9 protein-coding genes are annotated in these 12,189 nt (G+C 73.0%); 2 read left to right on the top strand and 7 right to left on the bottom strand.

Translation table 11 applies throughout. The annotated features are described in order from the left end of the window. Positions 1 to 2: 2 nt before the first annotated feature. The 5 genes from IEZ27_RS37680 to IEZ27_RS37660 form a co-directional block, all read right to left on the bottom strand. On the bottom strand, positions 3 to 887 hold the full coding sequence (locus IEZ27_RS37680; RefSeq protein WP_189651650.1) for a hypothetical protein: 885 nt from the start codon (positions 885 to 887) through the stop codon (positions 3 to 5). Between the two features lie 34 nt (positions 888 to 921). After that, positions 922 to 1,824, bottom strand: coding sequence for a hypothetical protein (locus IEZ27_RS37675; protein WP_189651649.1), 903 nt, complete (start codon positions 1,822 to 1,824; stop codon positions 922 to 924). Then, positions 1,821 to 2,144 carry a PadR family transcriptional regulator gene (locus tag IEZ27_RS37670; protein WP_189651648.1) on the bottom strand — a complete coding sequence of 108 codons (324 nt, stop codon included), beginning with the start codon at positions 2,142 to 2,144 and terminating at the stop codon, positions 1,821 to 1,823. The genes IEZ27_RS37675 and IEZ27_RS37670 overlap by 4 nt, the downstream gene beginning before the upstream one ends. Before the next feature lie 111 nt (positions 2,145 to 2,255). Next, positions 2,256 to 4,784, bottom strand: coding sequence for a glycoside hydrolase family 9 protein (locus tag IEZ27_RS37665; RefSeq protein ID WP_189651647.1), 2,529 nt, complete (start codon positions 4,782 to 4,784; stop codon positions 2,256 to 2,258). A 113-nt stretch (positions 4,785 to 4,897) separates the two neighbouring features. Continuing rightward, entirely contained in the window at positions 4,898 to 8,083 is a 3,186-nt protein-coding gene (locus tag IEZ27_RS37660; RefSeq protein ID WP_189651646.1) for an AfsR/SARP family transcriptional regulator, read from the bottom strand. A 172-nt stretch (positions 8,084 to 8,255) separates the two neighbouring features. Here IEZ27_RS37660 and IEZ27_RS37655 point away from each other — a divergent pair, with 172 nt between their 5' ends. Together IEZ27_RS37655 and IEZ27_RS37650 are read left to right on the top strand one after the other, a co-directional pair. Further along, positions 8,256 to 8,738, top strand: coding sequence for a hypothetical protein (locus IEZ27_RS37655; protein WP_189651645.1), 483 nt, complete (start codon positions 8,256 to 8,258; stop codon positions 8,736 to 8,738). An 86-nt stretch (positions 8,739 to 8,824) separates the two neighbouring features. Further along, complete coding sequence (locus IEZ27_RS37650; protein ID WP_189651644.1) at positions 8,825 to 10,030, top strand: PucR family transcriptional regulator; 1,206 nt, start codon at positions 8,825 to 8,827, stop codon at positions 10,028 to 10,030. A gap of 18 nt (positions 10,031 to 10,048) precedes the next feature. Here the strand turns inward: IEZ27_RS37650 and IEZ27_RS37645 are convergent, their stop codons facing one another. Both IEZ27_RS37645 and IEZ27_RS37640 read right to left on the bottom strand, forming a co-directional pair. Next, positions 10,049 to 10,906 (bottom strand): SGNH/GDSL hydrolase family protein, encoded by an 858-nt coding sequence (locus IEZ27_RS37645; protein ID WP_189651643.1) that lies wholly within the window; start codon positions 10,904 to 10,906, stop codon positions 10,049 to 10,051. Between the two features lie 45 nt (positions 10,907 to 10,951). Further along, on the bottom strand, positions 10,952 to 12,082 hold the full coding sequence (locus IEZ27_RS37640) for an alkaline phosphatase PhoX (RefSeq protein ID WP_189651642.1): 1,131 nt from the start codon (positions 12,080 to 12,082) through the stop codon (positions 10,952 to 10,954). Positions 12,083 to 12,189 lie beyond the last annotated feature (107 nt).

Below are 12,189 nucleotides of genomic sequence, written 5' to 3'. Positions count from 1 at the left end.
GGTCACATGCCGAACTGGGCGCTGACCTGCCCCTGGACCGCCTGCTCCTTCGGCAGGAAGGCCGGGTAGAAGTCCTTGCCGCACTCCAGGTCGTCGAGCGCCGCCCTGATCTCCTTGGCCAGATATGGCTTGGCCTGCTCGGGAGTGAGCGTCGGCGCATAGTACATCGGCATCTTGTCGTCCGTGGCGGGGGGAGCCACGTCGGGCACATCGTCCATCTGCTCGCGGCCCAGCTTGTCCTCGTTGCCGAGCCACGTCTTCTGCCCCAGCTCGGCCATGGCGACCGGCGCGGTGTCGCCGACGGCGTAGCCCTTGCCCTTCAGGCAGGTGGCCATGGCCGTGGCCAGCTCGACCAGCTCGGGGTCGGTGTTCAGCTTGCCCTTGCGGGCCCGGACGGAGGCCTTGAACTGCGCGTCGTAGAAGTCTTCCGCCGACTTCAGCTTCAGGCCGAGGACCTTGTTGGCCGCCGAGACCTGGCAGGCGTCCAGCGCCTTCCGGTACGCCTGCATCTGCGCCTTGGAGAGCGCGGACTGGATCTTCATATTGGGGTTGGGCTCGTTGTCGAGGCTGGTCGTGCTTCCCATCTCCTTGGGATAGACGTGCTGGGCGAAGACCCCGAAGCCGTATTTTTCGCGATATTTCTTCATCGCCGGGTAATTGCCGCGCATGCGGCTCTTGTCGTCCTCGGTGCCCGGCTTGTGCGGCGTCACGTACGCGACGTACTTGAAGCCCTTCTGCTTCATGCAGTCCGCCTTGGCCGCCTCGAGCTGAACCTCCTTGCCCTCGGCGGTCGAGCCGGCCGAGGGCGCGGCGCTCTCGGTGGCGCCCCCGCAGCCGCAGAGGACGGCGAGCGCGAGCAGCGCGACGGGCAGTGTCTTCCTCATCATGGCGGCAGACCATACTCCGTTTAACGAAGCATGGTCAATCCAGGCAGTGCCGCCGCTGGCGGAAGGGTGCGAACGCGGCCCCCACGAGCAACAGCACGAGCACCCCCCAGTAGGCCAGGTGTTGCCTGGTCAGCACATCGGAGTGCAGCGCCAGCCCGCCGGACGCCATCGTCATGTAGATCCCCGCCGCGAGCGTCCAGCGATGGTCGCGGGCCAGGTAGGCGCTCCCCGCCGCCAGCCCCAACGCCAGCACCTCCACGGCCATCCTGCTCAGGCTGATCGGGAACGTGCCGCCGCCCTCCATCCACTCGGGACCCGCCCACGCCGCCGCCACGACCGCCGCCCACCACCACCACGACCTCCTGCGCGGCGCCCGCCGCAGCACGAGCAGCCCGGCCAGCGCCACCGCGTAACCGCCCGCGACCAGGTAGGGGTCGCTGTCCATGAACAGCGGCCGGTCCTGCAGGAACGTCGGATAGACCGGCAACAGGGTCGCGTCGAACGGCTGCCACCCGCCGGCCAGCGCCACCGCCTTGACCCCGGTGAGGAGCGTCAGCACGGCCGCCGTACGCAGCCATCCCCGTACGGTCGCCAGCAGCGTGAGCGCCGACAGCAGCGTCCACAACGGCAGCGTGCCGGCGTAGGGCAGCAGCGCGGCCAGGTTCGCCGCCGCGACGGCGGTGACGGCGAGGTGCACGCCGTCCCGCCAGGGGCTGCCGCTCGCCAGGTGGACGATCCGGCTGCGCACGCCGCCCGTGAGCAGCCCCCACGCCTCGCGCGGCACCGGGATCCGGCGTCCCGGGGCGGCCGATTCGAGGAGCACGTCGAGCAGCTCGTCGCCGTGGGCCGCGCGGTAGGGCCTGGGGTAGGCGAGCATGAGCTTGCGGTAGCGCCGTTCGAGCGGGGTCGCGGCCGGCGCCGACCCGAGGGCCGTCATCCGGCCGACGGCCGCAGGACGAGCGAGGCGGCCGCCTGCATACGTCTGGCCTCGGCCTCCACCAGCGCCTGGCCCTCGTCGGTGATGCGGAAGTAGCGCCGGTTGCGCCCGTTGACCGTCTCCTCGCGGTCGACGGTGATGACGCCGCGCTCGTTCAGGCGTTCCAGGATGCCGTAGAGCGTGCCGACGGAGGGCTGGACCCGGCCGCCGGACAGCTCCTTGACCGACTTGCTGATCGCGTGGCCGTGCAGCGGGCCGGCACGCAGCGCGGCGAGCACGAAGTACATCGGCTCGCTGACTTCTGAGGTTCCCCTGGGCATGGGGGAGACATTATTCCGTTCAACGAAGTGTGGGCAACGCGGACGGCCACCGGACCGGAAGGACCGCCCGCGTCGCGTCTCACCGGACGTGCGGGCCGCCCGCGCCGCGCGTCACCGGCAGCGGTCGCCGTTGAGGCGGAAGGTCTCGGGGGCGGGGTTCGGCCCCGAGGTGTGCGTGCCGACGAAGCCGAACGTCACGGACCCGCCGGGCCTGATCCGGTCGTTGTGGCCGAGGCTCGTGGCCGTCACCACCGCGCCGGACTGGGCGAACTCCGCCTCCCAGCCCTGCCTGATCCGCTGGCCGCCGGGGAACGACCAGCTCAGGGTCCAGCCGTCCACGCTCTCCCTGCCGGTGTTCTCGATCACGATCTGGCTGGTGAACCCGCCGGGCCACGAGCCGTGCGCCGAGTAGCGGACCCGGCAGGCCGACTGCTCGCCCTTGTCTGCCAGGAACGCCGACACCCACGCCAGCGGCGAGTTCCAGTTGATGGTCAGCTCGTTGGTGGACCAGGACTCGATGTCGTCGATGTAGCAGAACTGCGGCTTGCAGCCGCGCAGCAGCCGCTGGGCGACCGGGTCCTGGATCGCGGAGTTGGGGCCGCCGGCCAGCGAGCCGCGCGGCGGGTGGGGCAGCGAGTGGTCGAGCTGGTAGGCGTACCAGCGGCTGTGCTGGTTCTGGGCGGAGACCTCCCCGTAGCCGGTGACGTACGAGCGGTTGAGCGCGTTGCGGCCGAGCAGGTAGTCCATGCCCTCCCGCACGGCGGCCCGGTACTTCTCCTGGCCGGTCAGGTCGTACGCGGCGGCAAGGACGACCAGGTTGTTGAGTATCAGGTTGTTGGAGCCCCAGTCGAAGTCCGCCGGCGCGTACGGCAGCCCGTACGGGTGCGCCCGCTGGATCGCCAGGTACTTCTCCGCCCCCGCGACCACGGACCGGCGCACCTCGTCCCGGCCCGGCAGCGCGTTGGGCACGGTGGCCAGGTCGAGGCGGCCGAGCTGGGCGGTGTTGCCCCAGTCGAACCCGCGCTCGCGCCAGACGTCGCCGGTGTGGTGCGGCGAGGCCAGCACGAAGTCCCTGAACTCCTTCTCACCCGTGGTGAGGTACAGCTCGGCCGCCGCCCAGTAGAACTCGTCGCTCACGTCGGCGTCGTCGTAGGCGCCGCCGCCCACGCCGTCGGCCGGGTCGGCATACCTTTCGGGGTTGGCCTTCGCCGCCGCCCACGCCTTGCGCGCCGCCTTGAGGTTCCTGGCCGCGAACGCCGCGTCGTGGGGCGCGAACAGCCGGGCCGCCTGCGCCGCCGTCGCCGCCAGGTTGAGCGTGGCGGCCGTGGACGGCGCGTGCAGCTCGCGCTTCTGCGGGTCGAGGTGCGGCAGCAGCGGCAGGCCGGTCCAGTTCTGGTCGTGCACCTTGTGATGCGCCATCCCCGCGTACGGCCTGCCGTCCGGCACCTGCATGCTCAGGATGAACTCCTGCTCCCAGCGGGCCTCGTCCAGCACGTCGGGCACGCCGTTGCCGCTCTCGGGGATGCTGAGCTGCCCGTCGGTGAAGGCGGCCCGGTCGCGCTCGTAGGCCGCCATGAGCTGGTGGACCGAGATGCCGCCGTTGACCACGTACTTGCCGTGGTCGCCGGCGTCGTACCAGCCGCCCTTGACGTTCAGCGTGTAGTCGCAGACGCCCGGTTGGCACGGCACGTCCGTGTCGCCCTGGTTCGGGGCGGTGCCCGCGTGGCCGGCGGGCCTTCCGTAGCCGGGACGCAGGCTGTCGAGGATCTCGATGCCGCTGCGCTGGGTGTAGTAGAACTTCAGCGCGTCGGTGGGGAGGGAGTCGTAGACGCCCGCGCCGATCTCGAACGGCCGGCTCGTCTCGCCGTCGGCGGTCAGGGTGTAGCCCGTGCCGGGCTTGGCGTACGCGCCGAAGTCGATCGTGTGCACGTTCTGGCCGGAGCTGACGTCCGTGCCCTTGGGGCTGGTACGCCCGGTCGCGGCCGTCTCCCCGGCCGCGTTCCGCAGTTCCCAGTCCAGCGGCGTGGTGGCCTCGGTGACCAGGGTGGCCTTCTTCGGGCCCGAGGGGAGGTAGCCGACCATGTTCACGCGGACGCGCGGGCCCGTGTCCGGCTCATAGACCTCGGGTTCGGCGCCGCCCTTGAGCGACACGTCGTCCATGCAGAACCTCCAGGGCTCGGCGCTGCCGCCCAGCTGGAACGCGACCTGGGCGTTCGGCAGCGAGACCGGGGCGGTGAAGGTGTAGGAGTAGTCGTTCCCCGAGACGCTGAGTTCCGGGGAGGCCGACAGGTACTGCGTCCACGGGTCCACGGGGAGCTGGATCAGGGCCTTGCCGACCCTGGCGGGGGTGGCGGAGGCGGCGAACCGGTACGCGTAGGTGTCGCCGGCGACCAGCGGGACGCCGTCCTGGCCGATGATGACGTCCCAGGGGTTGGCGGTGCCGCCGGGGATGTCGGCGCACAGCCTGCCGCCCTCGACGGTCAGCGCGGTGTTGCCGGTGCTCCACCAGGGGGCGGTTCCGGCGTCGAAGGTGCCGTTCACGATCTGCTCGGGTCCCTCGTCGGCGGCGCGGGCGAACGCGGCGGGGGACAGGGCGACCATGGTGAGGAGGGCCAGCAGCGCGGCCCGGCATCGGGTCATGGAGGTCCTTCGGGGGGTTGGGAGCGCTCCCAATGGAGCGATCCCGATCCTCCTTGGCCGCCGGTGCCCCGTCAACGGGTGCATGGCATCGGCGCTCGAAGACGGTGAAACTTTCACGCCCGGTCCAGGCGCCGGAGCAGATCCGCCGCCCTTCGCCGGTCATAGGGCGAGGCCAGGCGGGCGGCGGCCGTCATCGCCTGCCCGGCGGCCCGTACGGCGGCTCCCCTCCTGCCCGCGGCGGCCAGCGTCAGGGCGCGGGCCCATCCGATCCTGGCGGCGGCGCCGGGGTTGCGGCCCAGGTAGGCGGTCAGGAAGGCGTGGAGGCGGCGGGCGGTCGCGCGGTCCACGTGGTCGCGTACGTGCCACAGCAGCTCCGCCAGGCCGGACCAGCACTCCAGCATGCCGGGCTGGGCCGAGGGCAGGCCGTCCGCCAGCGCGAGCACCCTGACCAGCGCTCCCCGCACCTCCACGAGGGAGGCTCCCCGTACCTCCAGGGCGGGACGGAGGGTGAGGCGGGCGGAGGCGGTCAGGAGGCGCATCTCCTGGATCGTGCGCAGGACCGGGCCGTCGCGGAGCCCGAGCCGGTCCGCGAGCGCCCGCCTGCGGTCCGTGGACGCGCGGGCGGCCGTCACCGCCTCCCCGATCCGCTCGGCGGGCACGCCGTCGAGCCGCAGCAGCGCCTCGGCGCGGCCCGCCAGGCACCAGTGGCGGCCGATGTCGTCGCCGCCCACCCGCCTGACCGACAGCTCCTCGGTCTCCGCGAACAGCGCCACCGCCTCGGCGAACTCCCCCTGCCAGAGCGCGGTCTCGGCCAGCATGCCCGCGCAGTTCTCCGCCATCCTCGGGTCCAGCGTCCGTGCCCGGCCCTCGGCGAACGAGCGCCGGGCCGCCCCGAACGCGCCCGAGTGGAGCTGGTCCAGCCCGCGTGCCAGCCGGGCCCGGTTCGCCGCCTCCGTCGGGTGCGGGACGGCGGCGAGGGCCCGGTCGGCCAGCTCGCCGTAGCGTCCGGCGAGGCGGCCGCGCCCGGCGATCCGCGCGATCGTGGCGAAGTTCGCGTACGCCTCGGCCCGCAGCGCGGGGTCGGCCGCGCGTTCTGCGGCGTTGAGCTGGCGCAGCGAGGCCGCCAGCATCGTGGGCAGGTCCTGCTGGTGGTAGGCGAGCCGGGCCAGCAGTGAGAGCGCCTCGGCGGCCTCGGGGCCCGCCGCGTCCGTCCGCCGGGGCGGCCTGAGCCGGTGGACGACCTGCCGGGCGGCGGCGGCCGGCGCGCAGGCGAGGGGACGGGCGGGCAGCGGCTCGCCGAGGGCGTCCAGCGCCGCCCTGGCCAGGCGGGCCGCCTCCCCTTCCCTGGCCAGCTGGTACGCGCTGACCCCCGCCATCCGGAGCCACCGCGCCCGCAGGTACGGCACGTGGACGGTCTCGTCCAGCCGGTGGCGCACGATGGCCGCCGACTCCTCGTACAGGCGTAACCGCAGGCACAACGTCCAGTAGCGGTCGAGGAAGGCGGGGTCGTCCGAGCAGGCCGAGGCCGTCCTGATGTTGTCCAGGTCGGCGCCGAGCACCCGGGGAGCCTCGGTGTCGGCCGCGTCCTGGAGGGCGGTGGCGTGCCGGTCGAGCAGGCGGGCGAAGCAGGCCGCGTGCCGGCTCCGCGCCGCCTCCTGGGCCGCCGGGTCCTCGGCCAGGCGGGCGGCGGCGAACTGCTGGACGAGCGGGTGGACCGCGTACCGGCCGGACGGGGTGAGGTGGAGCATGCTGTGGTCGACCAGGCGGACCAGGACCTGCGGGGTCGTACCGGTGACCTCCAGGGCGTGGGCCAGCGTGCAGCCGCCCCCGAACACCGACAACGCGGCCAGCGCCGCCCGCTCCGGCGGCCCGAGCAGGCTCCAGGACGTCTCGAAGACCGTGCCCATGCACGCGTGCCGCGGCCGTACGGCGGGGCCCGCGGCGGACAGGAGCCCCAGGTCCACGCCCAGCCGCCGGGCCAGCTCGGCGCACGGCACGGCGCGCAGCAACCCGGCCGCCAGCTCGATGGCCAGCGGGAAACCGCAGGTGGCGGCGCAGATCGCGGCCACCAGGGCGGCCTCCCCATCGGGGTCGAACGACGGCTGCGCCCTGATCGCCCTGGCCGCGAACAGCGCCTCGGCGGCCGGCCCAGGCAACCCCGCCACCTCGACGGCCACCTGGCCGGGCAGGTCCGGACGCCGCCTGCTGGTCGCCAGGACCCGTACGCGGGGGGCCGCCCGCAGGATCTCGCCGACGACCGGGTCGAAGCCGGGAAGGTGTTCCAGGTTGTCCAGCACGAGGAGGAGCCGGCGGCCGACGAGCGCGGACAGCAGGAGGTCGAGGGCGGGACGCGGGGGCGAGAGGTCCACACCGAGGCGGCGGGCCAGCGTCGTGACGGCCGCCTCTGGACGTACGCCCACGAACGAGACGAACGCCACCTCCCGCTCCTCAGCGGCGGCGGCGACGGCCAGCCTGGTCTTGCCGACCCCGCCGGGCCCGACCAGCGTCACCAGCCGCCGCCGCGCCGTCAGCTCCCGCACCCGCCGCACCTCTTCCTCACGTCCGACCAGCTCGGAGCCCGGAACGGGCAGAGAGAGCCGCGAAGGCGCGACCGCGTACGGGACCAGATCGCGACGGACGGCCTGCGTCTCCGGCGCAGGCGCGACGCCCAGCTCGGCGGCCAACCGGCGGCGCAGGCCGTCGTAGCAGGCCAGCGCCGCCGCCCGGTTCCCCGCCCTGGCCAGGGACGTCATCAGCAGCCGGTGCGCCTCCTCGTCGAACGGGTCCAGCCCGGCCACGATCCGCGCCAGCCGCACCACCTGCGCGGAACCGTCGGCCCCGGCCTCCACCAGCAGCTCGCGCAGCAGCGTGCGCACCCGCCGGCGCTCGTCCTCCAGCCAGCCCGCGAAGGCGGGGGCGTCGCCGATGCAGACGCCGTCCAGGAACTCCCCGCGCCACAACCGCAGCGCCTGCGCGACCGTCGAGCCGCCGACGAGCTGCCGGTGGTCCACGAAACAGCCGTCGCCGCCGCGGAAGCACACGTGCTCGCGGCCGATGTCGAGCCACCCGCCGACCTCCCTGCGCAGCTCCGACAGGGCCAGCCGCAGGCTGCCGCGCGCGTTGGCGTCGGGACGCTCCCCCCACAGCAGCGCGGCCAGCTCCGAGCGCGGGCGCGGCCCGGTCGTGGTGGCGAGATAGCAGAGCAGGGCCTTGGACTTGGCCGAACGGATGCCCACCGGCGCGCCCCCGACGGCCAGGTCGGGCGGCCCCAGCAGGAGCAGGGTCAGCGAGTCTCCCATGCCCGACGACAGTAGGCGCGCGAACCCGGACCGGCTGTGTCAAAAGCCACAGAAAGGGCGTGTCCCGCGCCACTGACCTGAGCTCTCACGATGTGCTCACGATGCCCTCCGCACTCTGATGCCGAGCTTCGCGACAGCCGCGAAGCGTACGCGGACCGAAGGACACGACAGCATGCACGCTCACCGACTGATCACCACGTTCGCCCTGGCCGCCGGCGTCGTTGCTCCGGTGGCCCTGGCCGCCGGCCCCGCCGCCGCCACGACCGCCTCGTGTGTCGTCACCCTGTACGACCTCGACGCCAACAACGTGGCGGAACGCGACGGCAAGGACGAGCTCCGCTTCCTGGTCGACGGCAACCTGTTCCCCAAGTTCAACGCGAACTACTTCTCGATGAAGACCGGCGGCGACGGCGACCCGGCCGACTTCGAGTTCCCCTCCACGCTGCTCGTGGGCAGCGGGGACGTCAAGTTCGACCTGCGCGAGGTAACCCCGCCGGCCGTCGGCCAGGGCGACAGCCTGGGCAAGGCCACCGCCCACGGCTCGGTCTGCGCGGGCTTGGCCGTCGGCGCGGACACGACCGAGATGAGCCTCGTCCAGGGCCACGACGAGACGGACTACTCCTACACGGTCCAGCTCAAGCTGACCAGGCAGTGACCTGACCGGCGACCGGATCAGCCAAGGCCCCGCCGCGCGTCGGCGGGGCCTTCACTGAAGACGGATGTTCTGGAAGGGTTCGGAACGTGGTCCGTGCCCTCACCCTGGCCGGGTGTGTCGCGCACGAGTTGCTCGAACGCCAGACCGCCAAGCTGGCCAGGCAGCTCGTACGCGGCTTCGCCGAGGAGATCCCCCTCTACCGGCGGCTGCCGAAGGAGGAGCTCGACGGCGAGATCACCGGCATCACCGAGCACAACCTGCGCCTGATCGCCCGCATGTTCCGCGACCGCCGCCCGCCCACCAGGGCCGAGCTGGCGCCGCTGCGCTCGTCGGCGGCCCGCCGCGCCCAGGAGGGCGTGCCGCTGGAGGCCCTGCTGGCCGCCTACCACCTGGGCGCGCGCAAGGTGTGGGAGCACCTGTTCGCCACGGCCACGCCCGCCGACTTCGAGGACGTGCTGGCGGCCAACCGGCTCATCCTCCTCTACACCGAGTCGGTGACGGCCGCCGTGTGCACGGCGTACCTGGAGGAGCGCGAGGGCATGCTCAGCCACGAGCAGCACGCGATGCACGCCGCGGTGTCGGCGCTGCTCGGCGGCGACCGGGAGGCGCTCGCCGGGGTGCGGCTGGCGCCGCGCTACCTGGTGCTGGCGCTCGCGGTCGGCCGGCATCCCGACGAGGAGCGGGACGAGCCGGGCGGCTCGATCGCGGGCCGCCGCAAGCTCCACCGGATCAGGACGGCGCTCCGGCGGGGCGCCGCCGAGCCGGTGTTGTCGGTGCTGGACACCACGGGCGGCCTGGTGTTCGTGCCGATCACCGGCGAGGACCCCGACTGGTACGAGGTCGGCGAGACGGCCGCCGGGATGGGCAAGGCGGCCGGGGTGCCCGTGTGGGCGGCGGCCGAGATCGCCCCGCCGGACGGTGTTCCGGAGGCCGTCAAGCTGGCCGAGGAGGTCCTGGAGGTGGTACGGGTCTTCGAGCAGCCGCCCGGCGCCTACCGGCTGGCCGACGTGCTGCTGGAGTACCAGCTCACCCGGCCGAGCCAGGCCACCGCCGTGCTCGCCGGCCTGCTCGACCCGCTGCTCGACAACCCCGACCTGCTCAGGACGCTCACGGTCTACCTGGACAACGGCCTCGACCGGCGGCGCACGGCCGAACTGCTGCACGTGCACCCCAACACGGTCGACTACCGCCTGCGCAGGGCCGTCAGCCTGACCGGCCTGGACCCCGTGGACCCGGCCCACCTCCAGCGCATCGGCGCGGCCCTCGCGGCCAGGCGCCAGCACGGCAGGTGAGCCGGGTCCCGGCGCCGCTCAGAGAGCCCCGGACACCGCGGCGGTCACCACGGTCGCGAAGTTCCGCATCCCGAGACCGTTGGGGTGGAACGGCGCCGCGGGCGAGGCCGGCACGTACGGCTCGATCCAGCGCACGCCCGGGGCCTTGCACGGGTCGTGGCCCACGCTCGGCGTCTGCAGGTCGACGAACGCCACCCCGGCGGCGGCGGCCTGCTCGGCCAGCATCCGGTTGAAGTACTGGAGCGTGGCCCGGATGTAGTTGGCGTCGGCCTTGATGATCGGGACGGTCGGGTAGCAGCCGTTCGGCGGCGCGTACGTGGCGTAGCCGACCACGAAGATCCGGGCACGCGGGGAGCGGGCGCGGATGTCGTTCACCAGCGTGGTCAGCTTGGGACGCAGGGCGTCGGTCTTGACCCGCCAGGAGTCCTGGCCGTCGACGACGTAGTCGTCGTTGCAGGCGTCGCCGACGGGCGGGGGCAGCAGGTTCAGGCAGTCCTCGATGAAGCCGGTCAGGCCCACGTCGTTGGCGCCGATCTGCACCGTGACCAGGGTCGTGTCCGAGCTGAGCGCGTCGAGCTGGGGCGCCACGCTGCCGAGGTCGGTGCCCTGGGAGTTGTACATGTCGCGGGTCTTGGCGCCGGAGCAGGTGACGTCCCTGAACGTGGCGGCGCCGATGGCCTGGGCGGTCAGGTGGGCGTAGTTGCGGTCGGAACGCCAGCAGCCGAGGTCGGGCACCACCTGGTTGGGCACCAGGGGGCCGGAGGCCGCGGAGTCGCCGAGCGCCACGTACACCTCGCTCCGGGCGGCGTGGACGGGGACCGCGACGCCGAGTACCAGGGCGGTCGCGGAGAGCAGGACGAGCAACCGTCGGACCATGAGGACTCCTTCCGGCAGGGATGGGGGGTGCGGAAGCCGTGCTGGTCAGCGGCGGAAGGGCCCGGTCACCTCGTACGTGATCCCGCCCGTCCCGGCGGTCTCGCCGCTGGTGCCGCGCTGGGAGGAGAAGTAGAGCCGGGTGCCGTCGGGGGAGAACGCAGGCCCGGTGATCTCCGACTTGGCCTGGCCGTCCAGGCGCATGACGGGGGCGACCACGCGGTCGGGCGTGATGATGTTGATCTCCATGTTGCCGCCGTCCTCGGCCACGTACAGGTCGCCGGACGGGCGGCCGGTGATGTTGTCGACGCCGTCGAGGGTGCCGCCGCCCTCGTAGACGGCGGTGACCGTCTGCCGGGCGGTGTCGTAGGCCCAGACCTTTCGGTCGCCCTTCGCGGTGAAGTAGCAGATCCCGGCGGCGTAGTGGCAACCCTCGCCGCCGCCGAAGCGGCGGGCCGCGGAGACCTGGTTGCGGGTCTGCGTGTCGAAGACGCCGGGCGTCGCGTCGGGCACGGGCCGCCACTCGACGTTGTCGCCGCCGAGCCCGCACAGCACGTCGAGCCGGCCACTGGACAGGTCGCCCCAGGTGGTGGGGGTGAAGCGGTAGAAGCAGCCGTCGCTCTCGTCCTCGGTCAGGTAGACCACCCGGTGGTCGGGGTCGCAGGCCGCCGCCTCGTGCTTGAACTTGCCCATCTCGGGGCGCTGCTGGGCCCCTCGGTTGCCGTACGGGTCGGTCTCGTAGACCTTGCCGCGGAAGATCTCCTCGCAGGACAGCCAGGTGCCCCACGGGGTCGCGCCGCCCGCGCAGTTGAGGTTCGTGCCGCTCAGGATCCGGTACGCCCGGTCGATCGAGCCGTCGGCCCTGAACTTGATCGCCGAGGTCCCGCCCACGAGCGGCACCTCGGAGTTGGACACGTAGATCCAGCCGGAGCCGTCGGCGAAGCACGCGCCGCCGTCAGGAGCGGGGTGCCACAGCGTGCCGCCGACGACCCGGCCCGACCTGGCCACCACCCGGCTGGTGAATCCGGCGGGCAGCGCCATGCCGTTGACGTCCGGGGCGCCGAGCGGCCCGTACGGGCTCACGCCCGCCCCCGCCGCGGAGGCGACGGCATCGTGCCACATCGCCCCGGAGAACGCGACCGCCGCGGAGACGGTCCTGATGAAGGTACGACGGCGCATCATCACTCCACGTGGCTCGCGTCGTTCGATGTCGTTTGAATTCGCAGACATGACGATGAGCCCTGCTCGTCCTTCTGTGAACTGGACACGGCGGTAAATCCGCGCGG

The sequence above is a fragment of the Nonomuraea spiralis genome, from assembly GCF_014648435.1.
GTDB classification, from domain to species: domain Bacteria; phylum Actinomycetota; class Actinomycetes; order Streptosporangiales; family Streptosporangiaceae; genus Nonomuraea; species Nonomuraea spiralis.
This window is presented reverse-complemented; position numbering and strand designations above follow the sequence as displayed.